We start from the raw sequence: 13,165 nt of genomic DNA on the forward strand, positions 1-13,165 counted from the left end.
GTGGACCTCTCTCTGTCTCTCTCGCCCCCGCCGCCTCAGGTCTGTGTCGTCGTGATCGGCTACAACGACGCGGCGCACGTCGCGGACGCGGTGCGCTCGGCGCTCGCCCAGGGACCCGCCGTCCGCGAGGTGATCGCCGTCGACGACGGCTCGACGGACGGCAGCGGTGAGCTGCTCGCGGCGCTCGCGCAGGAGGACCCGCGCGTCAAACCCATCCGCCGCGCCGCCAACAGCGGCGGCTGCGGCACTCCCCGCAACGACGGGATCGAGGCCACGACCTCCGCGTACGTGATGTTCCTCGACAGCGACGACGTGCTGCCGCCCGGCGCGGTGGACGCCCTCCTCAAGGCCGCCGCGCGGCACGACGCCGAGGTGGTCACGGGCCTGTGCGTACGCCGCGAGCTGCCCTCCGGACGCGAGACCCCCTGGCAGCCCATGCTCTACAAGAAGGCCCGCCTCATCGCCCGCCCGGAGCTGCGCACCCGCCTGGTCCACGACACCCTCTGCGTCAACAAGCTCTACCGCACCGACTTCCTGCGCCGGCACGCCCTGCGCTTCCCCGAGGGCCGCTTCACGTACGAGGACTTCGTCTTCACGGCCCGCGTCCTGGCGGCGGGCCCGCGCATCGCGCTGATCACGGACCCCGTCTACGTGTGGAACGTGCGCCGCACGGCGGCCAAGCTGTCGATCTCCCTCGACCGCTCGGGCATCGCCAACTGGCAGGCCCGCGTGGAGGCCCACCGCCAGTCGGTCGAGATCCTCCGTGAGGCGCCGAGCGCGAGTGGGACCGCGGGCAAGCGGCTCGCACGGGCGGCGCGGGCCAAGTTCATCGACCACAGCCTGCGGATGTACGCGCGTGAGCTCACCACGCGGAGCCCGGAGTACCGGCAGGAGTGGTGGACGGCCACGCGCGCGTACCTCGCGACCTTCGACACGGCCGACCTGGACGCGGCGCCCGCGCCGGGCCGGGTCATCGCCCGCGTGATCCAGGCGTCCCCCGAGCCGCGCGACCTGCCCCGCCTCCAGGAGGTCGCGGCCCGCCCGGCGCGCCTCTCGCCTCCCTATCCGCTGGCGCCGGACGGCGTCACACCCATCTGGTCCCCGGACCTCCCCCAGGTGACCCTGGACCACCTCCTCGTCCGCCCCATCCGCCTCCTCCCCCTCGCGGTGGACGCCGAGCTGCGCCCCCGCGCGCACCGCAGCCGCCTGACGCTGCGGCTGCACGAGCTGTACGGACGGGTGGCGGACGCGGGCCCGACGACGGTCGACGTGGAGCTCGCGCCGAGGAACGGCGAGGGCCCGTCGCTGCGCCGCACGGCGGCGTTCGAGCCCGCGGACACCGAGGGCGGGGACACGAAGGGCGGGGACACCTGGCTGACCGAGGTCGTCCTCGACCTGGGTTCGCTCGGCGGCGGCGTGTGGGACCTGCGGCTGCGCCTCCACTTCGACGACGGGACGGCGCGCGAGACGACGGCGCGTGCGGTCGCGGGCCCGGGACTGCTGCGGCGCACGGCGCTGCCTTCGCGCCGGGGGCTGCTCCTCGCCCAGCCGTACGCGACGCAGGCGGGGAACCTGGCGGTGCGGCTCGCGCCGGGGATGCGGGGTGTGGCGGGGGTGGCGCGCAGGCGGCTCGCGCGGTGGGTGGGCGGCGGCGGGCGCTGACGCCGCCCGTACGTGCGGCTCTGCGACACTTCACGTCCGAACGCCGACGACACGCGCGACGACACGAGACAACACAGGACGACACGGAAGGCTCACTGACGATGACCTGGCTGATCACCGGCGGCGCCGGCTACATCGGGGCTCACGTGGTCCGCGCCATGACGGAGGCGGGCGAGCGGGCCGTGGTCTACGACGACCTGTCCTCGGGCATCGCCGAGCGCGTCCCCGACGGCGTGCCGCTGGTGACCGGCTCGACGCTGGACGCGGACCTGCTGTCCCGCACGCTGACGGAGCACGCCGTCACGGGGGTCGTGCACCTGGCGGCGAAGAAGCAGGTGGGCGAGTCGGTCGAGCAGCCGCTGCGGTACTACCACGAGAACGTGGAGGGCCTTCGGGTCCTGCTCTCGGCGGTGACGGATGCGGGCGTCGGTTCCTTCGTCCTCTCGTCCTCGGCGGCGGTGTACGGCATGCCCGACGTGGACCTGGTGACGGAGGAGACCCCCTGCCTCCCGATGAGTCCGTACGGCGAGACGAAGCTGGCGGGCGAGTGGCTGGTCCGCGCGACGGGCCGGGCGCACGGCCTGTCGACGGCGTCGCTGCGGTACTTCAACGTGGCGGGCGCGGCGAGCCCCGAGCTGGCCGACACGGGCGTCCACAACCTGGTCCCGATGGTCTTCGAGAAGCTCACGGAAGGGCAGGCCCCGCGCGTCTTCGGCGCGGACTACCCGACACCGGACGGCACGTGCGTACGCGACTACATCCACGTGGCCGACCTGGCGGAGGCCCATGTGGCGACGGCCCGCAGGCTGGCCACGGCGCCGCGCGGCACCGACCTGACCCTCAACATCGGCCGCGGCGAGGGCGTCTCGGTCCTGGAGATGGCCACCCTCATCAACGAGGTCACGGGTTACGACCTGCCGCCCACGGTAGCCCCGCGCCGCCCCGGCGACCCGGCCCGCGTGGTGGCCTCGGCGGACCGCATCGCCGCCGAACTCGGCTGGTCGGCCAAGCGGGACGTACGCGAGATGGTGGCTTCGGCGTGGGCCGGGTGGGTGCGGCTGCATCCGGGGGCGGGGCGGAAGTAGAGCGCGCGCAAGGCCTCGGGCCAGGGCCCGGGGCGGTCAACGACCGGAATCCGCCGCGGGGTTGAGCCCGAGCGAACGGATCAGCTGGGCGATCTCCTCGCGGTAGAGCTTGTCCGGGGAGACCGTCTGGCTGAGCAGATGGCCGTAGATCTCCAGCGAGACCAGGCCGTGCAGATGACCCCAGATGCGCAGCGCGACGGCCACGGCGGCGGGCGGCAGGCCCGGGAACTCCTCGCGCACCTCGCCCGCCAGCTTCGGGTCGAAGTCGGACCACCGGAAGTCACCGCCCGCGTGCAGCGGTTCGGCCTTCGGCCAGGCGTCGGCGGCCAGGCGCGTGAGCCCGGCGCAGACCCGGTGCTCGGCATCCGGCGCGGCGCCCTCGGCGGGTGGACGGTAGCCGGACACCGGCGCCCCGTAGATGAGCCTGAAACCACCGGAGTCGGCGAGCGCCCAGTCCCGGAAGGCGCAGGCCCAGGCGAGGATGCGACCGGCCGGGTCCTCGCCCGGCACGGCCCTCCACGCGGAATCCACCGCATCGGCGAGCGAGGCGTACACGTCGCCGATGAGCGCGGTGATGAGGTCGTCCCGGGTGGCGAAGTACCCGTAGATGGCGTTGGCCGTCATGCCCATCTCGCGGGCGATGGCGCGCAGGGCGATGGCGTCGGGCCCGCCGGACGCCATGAGCCCCAGGGCGACTTCTTTGATCTCGGCGGTGGTCTCGGCCCGAAGGCGAGCGCGACGCCCGCGCGTACCGGTTTTGCCGCCGCTCTCCACTGCCTCGCCTGCTGTCACGCGACGACTCTACAGCGTCACTTCACTGCTTGCCGTATCAAAACTTCACACCGTATAGTCACGCCTCGTTCGCGGAATTCAACGCGCGACAGAACACGTGGCAGGACAAGGGGAGAGTCATGCACATAGGGGTAATTGGAGCCACTGGAAATATCGGCCGACGCGTGGTCACCGAGGCGCTGGCCCGCGACCACAAGGTCACGGCTTTCACTCGCGATGCGTCCCTCATCAGCGAAAAGAGGGAGGGGATCACCTGGAGGACACTCGACGTCCTGGACACCGACAGCGTGGCGGACGCGGTGGCGGTCCGGGGCCTCGACGTAATGATCAGTGCTTTCCAGCCGGGAAATGCGGCGAAGGATTTCAACGACACGGTACGCCGCTCGATCGCCGACCCCACGGTCTACGTAATCGCGGCCAAGGCCCTCCTGAAGGCGCTGGAGAGCCGCCCCAGGGTCCGGCTCATCGTGGTCGGCGGCGCGGGCAGCCTGGAGACCGAGCCGGGTCGCGTCCGCGCCGACTCGGACGAGGACCTGCACGGGACGCTCGACTCGCTGGGCCTGCCGAGGGAGTACGCCGCGGCGGTACGCGGCCACCGCGAAGCCCTCGACACCCTGCGCACGTCCAACCGCCTGTGGACCTACTTCAGCCCCGCCGAGGACATCGCCCCGGGTGAACGCACGGGCCGCTTCCGGGTGGGCGGCGACCAGCCGGTCCTGGACGCGACGGGCCGCAGCCGCATCTCGATGGAGGACGCGGCGGTGGCGCTGCTGGACGAGACGGAGCTCCCGCGGTTCGTGCAGCGGCGGTTCACCGTGGGGTACTGAGCGGGCTCCTGGCTCTGAGGCTCCTGGTCCCGGGGCTCCTGGCTCTGGTGGAGCCAGCTACACCCCCGCTCCGGGACCGTGCTCCCTCGTTCCCGTCGGCCCCGCTGCCTAGCGTTTCCGGTGGCAGTGGCGGTCGGGCGAGAGGGAGCGTTCAGCGATGTTCAGGCGGCAAGGTTCCGCGGTGGGGACCCTGGAGGGCGGTCCGTCGGGCGGGGGCGACGCGCTCTGTCTCGACGGGGTGACCCGGACCTATCGGCGCGGCGGCCGTGCCGCGCTCGAACCCCTCCGACTCACGCTCCCCCGTGGCCGGTTCCTCGCCGTCATGGGTCCTTCCGGGTCCGGCAAGTCGACCCTCCTGCAGTGCGCCGCCGGACTCGACCGGCCCAGCGCGGGGACCGTACGCATCGGGGGCGTGGACATCGGCTCCCTCAAGGAAGCCGCCCTCACCCGCCTTCGACGTGAACGTGTCGGGTTCGTGTTCCAGGCGCACAACCTCGTGCCCTCGCTCAGCGTCGCCGAGAACGTCGCCCTGCCGCTGCTCCTCGGCGGCGAGCCCGACGAAGGACGCGTCTCGCTCGGCCTCGCCGAGGTCGGGCTCGGCGGCCGGGGCGACGACCGCCCCACCGAACTCTCCGGCGGGCAGCAGCAACGCGTGGCCATCGCCCGCGCCCTCGTCACCCGCCCGGAAGTCGTCTTCGCCGACGAGCCCACCGGCGCCCTGGACCCCGTCACCGCGCACGGCGTGCTCGCGCTGCTGCGTCAGGCCGTCGACCAGGACGGCCACACCGTGGTGATGGTGACGCACGACCCGGCGGCCGCAGCCTGGGCCGACGAAGCACTCTTCCTCGCCGACGGCCACGTGGTCACCCGGCTCCTCCGGCCGGACAGCGCCCAAGTGCACTCCATCATGCGGGACTTGGGGCGGACGACAGTATGAGTACACACCGGACGAGCACGCACCGGACGAGTACGCCCCCGAACGTCACCCGGCTTCTCGCCTCGCGCGCGGCCCGCATGCACCGCAAGGCGTGGGCCGCGGTCTTCGCCGCGCTCGCCCTCACCTCGCTCCTCCTCGGCGCCTTCGGCCTTGCGCTCGCGTCGGCCGGGCTCGGGCACGCGCGCGTGGAGCGCTACGACGGGGCCGACCTCGTCGTCACCGGTGACCAGAGCACCCGATTCACGGCCAAGCCGTGGGGCAGCGACCCCGAGACGGCGACGGCCGGTCTCACCGAACGCGTGCGGGTCCCGCGGGCGGCGCTGAAGGCCGTGCGCGAGGTCCCCGGGGTCCGCGCGGCGATCGCCGACGAGGTCTTCCAGGTGGGCGTGCGGGGAGGCGTGCGGGGAGGCGCGGCCACCGGACGGCCATGGAGCGCCGCCCAGTTGGCGCCTCAGGCTCTACGGGACGGGGGCGCCCCGAGGCGCGGACGCGAGGTCGTCGTGGGCGAGGGAACGGCCCGCGTCGGCGACCGGATCACTGTCCGCGCGTCCGGCATCGACGCCACGTACAAGGTCACCGGGATCGCCGAAGGCCCGAGCGCCGCCGTCTACTTCACCTCCCCCGAGGCCCGCCGCCTGGCCGGTCACCCCGGATCGGTGGCGGCCATCGGCGTCACGGCCGACCCCGGCACGAGCACGTCGGCCCTCCACGCGCGCGTGCGGCACGCCCTGGACACAGCGGGCCTCAAGAGCGTCGGGCACCGGGCGGACGGGGACGGCGCCGGGCTCCGCGTCCTGACCGGGGACGGGCGCGGCGGCGCCGAGTTCCTCCAGGTCGCTCCGGCCCGCGCGGGCATGCTCGCGCTGCTCGGCTCCGTGGCCGGCACCGTCGTACTGATCGCGCTGCTCGTCGTGTCGTCGACGATCGTGCAGGCACTCCAGCAACGCTCCCGCGAACTGGCCCTGTTGCGGGCGGTCGGCGCGACGCCACGGCAGCTGCGGGGCGCGGTGGGCCGGGAGGTCGGCCGGGTCGCGACGGTGGCGGCGCTGGTCGGAGCGGTCGGGGCGATCCCTGCGTACTTCGGTCTCCGCGCACTGCTCGACGCGCGCGACGCACTGCCGCCGGGTCTGGAACTCCCCTTCCCTCCCTGGCTGTTGCCGACCCCACTCGTCACCGCGGGCCTGACGCTGCTCGCCGCCCGCCTGGCCGCGCTGATCGCGTGCGCGAGGACGGCGAAGGTGCGCCCCGCCGAGGCGTTGCGCGAGGCGGCGCCGGGCAGGGGCCGCCAGATCACCGGCCTCGTGCTGCTTTTCCTGGGCGTGAGCTCGGCGGGCACCGCCACGCTCCAGCACGGGGAGGCCGCGGCGGCGGCCGCCGGTGCGGCGGCGGTGGTCCTGGTCATCGGCTGCGCGCTGCTCGGCCCGTGGATCGCCGAGGGCGCGATGCGGGTGCTCGGGGCGCCGATGCGGCGCTTCGGCGGCGCGGCGGGCCACCTGGCGGCAGCCAACTGCATCGCATCAGCACGCCGGTTGGGAGCGGCCATCACACCGATCATCCTGGTGACGGCATTCGTCCTGGTCCAGCTCTCCGCGGGCGCGACGATGACGCAGGCCGCGGGGGCGCAGTCGCAGGGTGCGGCGCGGGCGGACTTCGCGGTGACGGCGGAGGGCGGCCTGCCCGAGGGCACGCTGGAGCGGATCCGGGAGGTGCCCGGCGTGCGGTCCGCGACCGGCATCACACAGAGCACGGTGGTCCTGGCCCGCCGGGAGACGGGCTCGCCCCGCCTGGACCGCCTCCCGGTGCTCGGCGTCACCCCCGGCGGCCTGGCACGGACCCTGGACCCCGGCGTGCGGCAGGGCGACATCGGCGAACTGCGCCCCGGCACGGTGGCGGTGGGCCGGGACCAGGCCCGCGCCCTGGACGCGCGTCCCGGCTCGACGGTGACGCTGCGCTTCGGGGACGGTGTGGAGTCACGCTTCGAGGTGGTGGCGACGTACGACCGCGAACTGGCGCTCGGCGCCTTCCTCTTCTCCCGGGAACAACTGCTCCGTCACACGTCGGTGCCGGGGGCGGACCGGATCCTGGTCGCCGCGCCCGGCACCACCGCCGGCGCCCTGCGGGCGGCTGCCCCCGGGGCGAAGGTGACGGCGGACCCCGCGCCCGAGCGGCTCGAACCGGAGGACCGGGCGCTGGGTGAGGTGGTGACCGTGGCGGCGGTAGGCGCGATCGGCGGCTTCACCGTCATCGCCGTCCTGAGCACGCTGTGCCTCATCACCATCGGACGGCGCCCCGAGCTGTCCCTCCTCCGCCTCGCCGGGGCGGGCCGGGGTCAACTGCGCCGCATGCTGCGCCTGGAGGCGGCGGCCACGGCGCTGACCGGCCTCGCGGTCGGCACGGCGGTGGCCGCGGTCCCGCTGCTCGCCTTCGGGGCGGCGATGGCGCGTTCCTTGCCGTACGTTGCGGTTGCGCAGGTGGCGTCGATCGCTCTGGTGGTCGCCGCGACGACAGCCGCGGGGACGCTGCCGCCGGCCTGGCGGGCGCTGCGGGGACGCTACCCCTCGCAGGGGCGCTGACGGCACTGCGGATGGGCGGCCACTCCCCGCCCATCCGCCCGTGACCCCGCAGTCGGCGACGCTCGCGAGGGGACGGGCCGGTATGTCCGCCCGGAGCACGGTTCCCGGCACTCCAGCAGCGAAGCAGCCCCACGGCCACCGGACGATAGCGAGGACGGACATACCGGCACGGCCCCGCCCCCAAAGCAGACCGACCCCGCAGCCCACACGCACCCGCAGACGGGACCCGCACCCCAAGACAGACCGCCCCCGCCCCACCGGCACACTTGACCCCATGAAGATCTTTCTCTGGCTCGTGCTCGCCGTCGCCCTCGTCGTCAACATCTCGTCCAGCTTCGTCATCGACGACAACACACGGCAGGCCCTCGTCAGCGTGGCCACCGGCGTCCTGGCCCTCGCCTGCGGCGTGACCCTGTTCGTCAAGCGGGAGAAGCGGTCCTGACCTGACGCCAGAGCTCAGCCCCTGTCCAGAGCTCAGCCTCCGTCCAGAGCTCAGCCCCTGTTGAGATAGGCCAGCACTGCGAGCACCCGCCGATGCCCGCTGTCGCTCGGCGGCAGCCCCAGCTTCAGGAACACGTTCCCGATGTGCTTGCTCACCGCCCGGTCCGACACCACGAGCGCCGACGCGATCGTCCCGTTGTCCCGCCCCTCCGCCATCAGCTGGAGCACCTCCCGCTCCCGAGGCGTCAGCGAGTCCAGCGGGTCGTCGCGCCGCCGCGTCAGCAGCTCCGTGACCACCTCCGGGTCCAGCGCGGTCCCGCCCCCCGCCACCCGCTCCAACGCGTCAAGGAACTCGTCGACCCGCCCCACCCGGTCCTTCAACAGGTACCCGACGCCGCTCGCGCCCCCGCCCAACAGCTCGGCGGCGTACGTCTCCTCGACGTACTGCGACAGCACGAGCACCGGAAGCCCGGGAATCTCCACCCGCGCCGCGAGCGCGGCCCGCAGTCCCTCGTCCCGGAACCCCGGCGGCATCCGCACGTCCAGGACGGCGACGTCCGGCCGGTGTTCCAGGAGCGCCGGAAGCACCTCCGGCCCGCTCGCGGCCACCGCCACCACCTCATGCCCGGCGGAAGACAGCAACAGCACCATCCCCTCCCGCAACAGGGCATTGTCCTCGGCGATCACCACGCGCACGGCAGCTCCACTTCGATCACGGTCGGCCCCCCGACGGGGCTCACCACTTCCACGGTCCCATCGAGCGCAGCGACCCGACGCCGCATCCCGAGCAGCCCACTACCCCCACTGCCACCACTGCTCCCACTACCACCCGCGTCATCGGCCCCGCCCCGCCCCTCGTCACGTACCGAGATCCTCAACACCCCGCCCACCCGCGCAAGTTCCACGGAGGCCCGCTCCGAACCGCTGTGCTTGGCGGCGTTCGTCAGCGCCTCCGCCACGACGAAGTACGCGGCGGCCTCCACCGCGGCCGGAGCCCGCACCGCATCCCCCGACACATCTTCGACACCCTCGGCACGCACCGCCACATCAAGCCCGCTGCTCGCGGCAAGCGCCCGCACCGCCCCCACCAGACCCCGGTCCGTCAGGATCGGCGGATGGATGCCGCGCACGACGTGCCGCAGCTCGGTCAGCGCCTCCTCCGCCTGGTCCTGCGCATCGGCGAGCAGCTTGCGAGCCGCTTCGGGATCCTTGTCGAAGGCACGCCTCGCGAGCCCCACCCGCATCGACATCGACACCAGCCGCGCCTGCGTCCCGTCGTGCAAGTCCCGCTCGATGCGCCGCAGTTCGGCACCGTGCGCGGCGACCGCGCCGGCCCGCGTGACGGTCAGTTCCTCGACCCGCTCGGTGAGCCGCGCGGCCCGCTCCGCCTCCGGCGACGCCTTGAGCAGCGCCCCCGACCAGGCGGCCTCCAGATCGGCGATGCGCGCCACCAGCGGCAGCACCACGGCACGGCGGCCGAGCAGCCCGCACCACACACCGTCGACCAGCATCCCGACGATGAACACCGGAAGCGCGATGTACAGCAACAACCATCCATAGAAGAAATGCAGGCCCAGCCACCGCAGATCGCGGTACGTCGCCGGATCCGTGACCCCCGCGCGCACCCGCCGGCCGAGCGTGCCGACCAGCGGCACGTACGCCTCGGGGATCTCCTTGCCCGTCCACACGGCGACGCGCCGCCGCTTGAAGCCGGCCATCCTGCGCAGCATCAGGACCGTCTCGGGCAGAACGCCCGCGCCCACGACGATGAGCGTGGTGACGAGGGTGAGCAGGATGACCCCGATGAAGAGGTACGACGCCAGGGAGAGCAGCGCCGCGACGCCCAGCTGCTCCAGGGCCCGCTCCGTACGCCGCAGTGTCTCCCGCATGGTCAGAGGCTATGCGACCCCACTCGCACACGCGGGCGAGAGTGCTCCCCGGGGGAAGGTGTAGCGCGCTACACCCCCGGTCCGGGAGAGCACACCATCGTCACGCGGCCCGCGCCCCGGCAGAGTTGATCTCGCAGCGGGACACACCCCGCTGTCCGCACCCGACTTGAAAGGCCCCGCCATGAAGGCCCTGCTCTGGCTCGTCCTCGCGATCGCCCTGGTCGCCAACGTCTCCACCAGCTTCGCCTTCGACGGGGTGCAGCAGGTCCTGATCAGCGTCTGCACCGGCGTCGCCACACTCGGTTCGGGCGTGGCCCTGTTCCTGATGCGCGAAAGGCACCCCCAGGCCTGAGCCCGGAACTCACGACGCCCGGAACTCACGACGCCCGGAACTCACAACGCCCGAAGCGCCGCCGCCGTAGCCGTGGCGAGGCTGCCCAGATACCCCTTGGGCAGCTCGGCCCGCACCACCACGGACCGCCAGTAGAGCGGCCCCGACACCAGGTCGAGGGCGAGGTCCTCGTCGACCCCGTCCCGCACCTCGCCCCGCGCCACGGCGGCCCGCACGATGCCGTTCGCCACCCCGTGCTGCCCCTCCCGCAAGGCCTTCTGCATGGCCTCCGCGATCTCCGGGTTGCGTGCCGCCTCCGCCTGCAGATCGGGGATCACCTGCGAGGCCACGGGATGCCGCAGGGCGCGCGACGTCACCTCGTACAGCAGCCGCAGATCGCCCTCCAGGGAGCCGCTGTCCGGCATCGGCAGACCCTGGACCGCTATCGCCGACACCAGGTCGAGCACCAGATGCAGCTTGGAGCGCCAGCGGCGGTACACGGCGGTCTTGCCGACGCCCGCGCGGCGCGCGATGCCCTCGATGGACATGCGCGCGTACCCGACCGCCGCGAGCTCCTCGAAGACGGCGGCCCTGATGGCCTCGGTCACATCCTCACGGAGCACCGCGGCCCCCGCGGGCGCCCTGCGGCGCGGCTGTTCATCTCCTGGCCTGCTCGTCTTCATGCGGACAGCATAGAACGTGACGACGATACGGTTGCGTTCCGACGTCGCATGGTCCTACTCTCGACGTTGCGACGATACGGGCCCGTCCCGACGTACGCGCCCCATGGCTCCCGAGTGAAAGCAGCGGACGTGAGTCAGGTCCTGGACGCTCCATCCCGCCCCGCGGACGCGGCCGGCGCACCCGGCCCCGCCCTCGACGCCGTCGACCCCGCCGAGCTCGCAGCCCGGCACGGCCTGACCGTCAGCGGCGCCCGCCCCACGCTCCCGGCGTACGTCCGGCAGCTCTGGCAGCGGCGCCACTTCATCACCGCCTTCGCGACCGCCAAGCTCACCGCCCAGTACAGCCAGGCGAAGCTCGGCCAGGTCTGGCAGGTGATGACGCCGCTCCTGAACGCGGCGGTGTACTACTTCATCTTCGGCGTGCTGATGAACACCAAGCACGACGTCCCGGACTACGTCCCGTTCCTGGTCACCGGCGTCTTCATCTTCACGTTCACGCAGAGCTCGGTGATGGCGGGCACCCGCGCCATCGCCGGCAACCTCGGCCTGGTGCGCGCCCTGCACTTCCCGCGGGCCGCGCTGCCGGTCTCCTTCAGCCTCCAGCAGCTCCAGCAGCTCCTGTTCTCCATGGGCGCGCTGGTCGTGATCCTGCTCTGCTTCGGCGTCCCGCCGAGCATGTCCTGGTTCCTGGTGGTCCCGGTCCTGGTCCTGCAGTTCACGTTCAACACGGGCCTGGCCCTGGTGATGGCCCGCCTGGGCAGCAAGACGCCGGACATCGCCCAGCTGATGCCGTTCGTGCTGCGCACGTGGATGTACGTGTCCGGCGTGATGTGGAGCATCGACGCGGTCCTCAAGGACCAGCACCTGCCGCACGCGCTCCAGGTCCTCCTGGAGTGCAATCCGGCCGCCATCTACATCGACCTGATGCGGTTCGCGCTCATCGACAGCTTCCACGCGGACCAGCTCCCGCACCACGTCTGGGCGTGGGCCGTCGGCTGGGCACTGCTCGCCGGGGTCGGCGGGTTCATCTACTTCTGGAAGGCAGAGGAGACGTACGGCCGTGGCTGAGAAGACAGCAACTCCCCCAAGGGCAGATCTCCCCACCCACACCTCCGCACCGGCACCCGCACCGGCCCCCGCGCCCACGGTCATCGTCGACCAGGTCGACATCGTCTACCGGGTGCACGGCGCCGGTTCCCCCTCCGGCCGGGGCAGCGCGACCGCCGCCCTGGGCCGCATCCTCAAGCGGGGCAAGGGCCGCGAGGAGTCCGGCGTACGCAAGGTGCACGCCGTCAGGGGTGTCTCCTTCACCGCCCGCAAGGGCGAGGCCATCGGCCTGATCGGCACGAACGGCTCGGGCAAGTCGACCCTCCTGAAGGCGGTCGCGGGGCTCCTGCCCGTCGAGAACGGCCGCATCTTCACCGACGGCCAGCCCTCGCTCCTCGGCGTGAACGCGGCGCTGATGAACGACCTCACCGGCGAGCGCAACGTCCGCCTCGGCGGCCTGGCCATGGGCATGAGCCGCGAGCAGATCCAGGAGCGCTACCAGGACATCGTCGACTTCTCCGGGATCAACGAAAAGGGCGACTTCATCACGCTCCCCATGCGGACGTACTCCTCCGGCATGGCGGCCCGCCTGCGCTTCTCCATCGGCTCCGCCAAGGACCACGACGTCCTGCTCATCGACGAGGCCCTGGCGACCGGCGACCGCTCCTTCCAGAAGCGCTCGGAGGCCCGCATCCGCGAGCTGCGCAAGCGCGCGGGCACGGTCTTCCTCGTCAGCCACAACAACAAGTCGATCCGCGACACCTGCGAGCGCGTGCTCTGGCTGGAGCACGGCGAGCTGCGCATGGACGGCCCGACTCAGGACGTCCTGAAGGAGTACGAGCGGTTCACGGGCGGCAAGAAGTAGCGAGCCCCCGGGACCGCCGTCCCGGGGGGCCAC

At 72.8% G+C, this 13,165-nt stretch carries 13 protein-coding genes; 9 read left to right on the forward strand and 4 right to left on the reverse strand.

Translation table 11 applies throughout. The features are described from left to right. Both AC07AG_RS19355 and galE read left to right on the forward strand, forming a co-directional pair. Positions 1-1,662, forward strand: a complete 1,662-nt coding sequence (locus AC07AG_RS19355; RefSeq protein WP_478756249.1) for a glycosyltransferase — start codon at positions 1-3, stop codon at positions 1,660-1,662. 101 nt (positions 1,663-1,763) lie between these two features. Continuing rightward, positions 1,764-2,747, forward strand: coding sequence for a UDP-glucose 4-epimerase GalE (gene galE / locus AC07AG_RS19360; protein WP_478756250.1), 984 nt, complete (start codon positions 1,764-1,766; stop codon positions 2,745-2,747). A gap of 36 nt (positions 2,748-2,783) precedes the next feature. Here the strand turns inward: galE and AC07AG_RS19365 are convergent, their stop codons facing one another. Beyond that, a complete protein-coding gene (locus AC07AG_RS19365) occupies positions 2,784-3,539 on the reverse strand; it encodes a TetR/AcrR family transcriptional regulator (RefSeq protein ID WP_478756251.1) in 756 nt (251 codons plus the stop codon). A 119-nt stretch (positions 3,540-3,658) separates the two neighbouring features. On the opposite strand from AC07AG_RS19365, the gene AC07AG_RS19370 reads away from it, so the two are divergent. From AC07AG_RS19370 to AC07AG_RS19385, 4 genes are all read left to right on the forward strand, one after another. Further along, a complete protein-coding gene (locus AC07AG_RS19370; RefSeq protein ID WP_478756252.1) occupies positions 3,659-4,366 on the forward strand; it encodes an NAD(P)-dependent oxidoreductase in 708 nt (235 codons plus the stop codon). Between the two features lie 157 nt (positions 4,367-4,523). Then, positions 4,524-5,303, forward strand: a complete 780-nt coding sequence (locus AC07AG_RS19375) for an ABC transporter ATP-binding protein (RefSeq protein WP_478756253.1) — start codon at positions 4,524-4,526, stop codon at positions 5,301-5,303. Next, on the forward strand, positions 5,300-7,876 hold the full coding sequence (locus tag AC07AG_RS19380; RefSeq protein ID WP_478756254.1) for an ABC transporter permease: 2,577 nt from the start codon (positions 5,300-5,302) through the stop codon (positions 7,874-7,876). The genes AC07AG_RS19375 and AC07AG_RS19380 overlap by 4 nt, the downstream gene beginning before the upstream one ends. 274 nt (positions 7,877-8,150) lie before the next feature. After that, on the forward strand, positions 8,151-8,318 hold the full coding sequence (locus tag AC07AG_RS19385) for a hypothetical protein (protein WP_478756255.1): 168 nt from the start codon (positions 8,151-8,153) through the stop codon (positions 8,316-8,318). A gap of 50 nt (positions 8,319-8,368) precedes the next feature. On the opposite strand, the gene AC07AG_RS19390 is transcribed toward AC07AG_RS19385, so the two are convergent. Continuing rightward, positions 8,369-9,013, reverse strand: coding sequence for a response regulator transcription factor (locus AC07AG_RS19390; protein ID WP_361047395.1), 645 nt, complete (start codon positions 9,011-9,013; stop codon positions 8,369-8,371). Continuing rightward, the gene (locus AC07AG_RS19395; protein ID WP_478756256.1) at positions 9,001-10,206 is read right to left on the reverse strand and encodes a sensor histidine kinase; all 1,206 of its coding nucleotides are present in this window, start codon (positions 10,204-10,206) and stop codon (positions 9,001-9,003) included. The genes AC07AG_RS19390 and AC07AG_RS19395 overlap by 13 nt, the downstream gene beginning before the upstream one ends. Before the next feature lie 181 nt (positions 10,207-10,387). Between AC07AG_RS19395 and AC07AG_RS19400 the strand changes: the two genes are divergently transcribed. Continuing rightward, on the forward strand, positions 10,388-10,558 hold the full coding sequence (locus AC07AG_RS19400) for a hypothetical protein (protein ID WP_478756257.1): 171 nt from the start codon (positions 10,388-10,390) through the stop codon (positions 10,556-10,558). A 41-nt stretch (positions 10,559-10,599) separates the two neighbouring features. Here AC07AG_RS19400 and AC07AG_RS19405 read toward each other — a convergent pair whose 3' ends face one another. Beyond that, positions 10,600-11,220 carry a TetR/AcrR family transcriptional regulator gene (locus AC07AG_RS19405; RefSeq protein ID WP_478756258.1) on the reverse strand — a complete coding sequence of 207 codons (621 nt, stop codon included), beginning with the start codon at positions 11,218-11,220 and terminating at the stop codon, positions 10,600-10,602. A gap of 129 nt (positions 11,221-11,349) precedes the next feature. Between AC07AG_RS19405 and AC07AG_RS19410 the strand changes: the two genes are divergently transcribed. Together AC07AG_RS19410 and AC07AG_RS19415 are read left to right on the forward strand one after the other, a co-directional pair. After that, positions 11,350-12,288, forward strand: a complete 939-nt coding sequence (locus tag AC07AG_RS19410) for an ABC transporter permease (RefSeq protein WP_478756259.1) — start codon at positions 11,350-11,352, stop codon at positions 12,286-12,288. 82 nt (positions 12,289-12,370) lie between these two features. Further along, positions 12,371-13,132, forward strand: coding sequence for an ABC transporter ATP-binding protein (locus AC07AG_RS19415; RefSeq protein WP_478756327.1), 762 nt, complete (start codon positions 12,371-12,373; stop codon positions 13,130-13,132). Positions 13,133-13,165 lie beyond the last annotated feature (33 nt).

This window comes from Streptomyces sp. NPDC044044 (assembly GCF_056434405.1).

Bases quoted from the DNA above. Each gene is read 5' to 3' on its own strand.
- galE (WP_478756250.1), top strand. From the start codon at position 1,764: ATGACCTGGCTGATCACCGGCGGCGCCGGCTACATCGGGGCTCACGTG.
- AC07AG_RS19385 (WP_478756255.1), top strand. From the start codon at position 8,151: ATGAAGATCTTTCTCTGGCTCGTGCTCGCCGTCGCCCTCGTCGTCAAC.
- AC07AG_RS19380 (WP_478756254.1), top strand. From the start codon at position 5,300: ATGAGTACACACCGGACGAGCACGCACCGGACGAGTACGCCCCCGAAC.
- AC07AG_RS19395 (WP_478756256.1), bottom strand. From the start codon at position 10,206: ATGCGGGAGACACTGCGGCGTACGGAGCGGGCCCTGGAGCAGCTGGGC.
- AC07AG_RS19370 (WP_478756252.1), top strand. From the start codon at position 3,659: ATGCACATAGGGGTAATTGGAGCCACTGGAAATATCGGCCGACGCGTG.
- AC07AG_RS19375 (WP_478756253.1), top strand. From the start codon at position 4,524: ATGTTCAGGCGGCAAGGTTCCGCGGTGGGGACCCTGGAGGGCGGTCCG.
- AC07AG_RS19405 (WP_478756258.1), bottom strand. From the start codon at position 11,220: ATGAAGACGAGCAGGCCAGGAGATGAACAGCCGCGCCGCAGGGCGCCC.
- AC07AG_RS19400 (WP_478756257.1), top strand. From the start codon at position 10,388: ATGAAGGCCCTGCTCTGGCTCGTCCTCGCGATCGCCCTGGTCGCCAAC.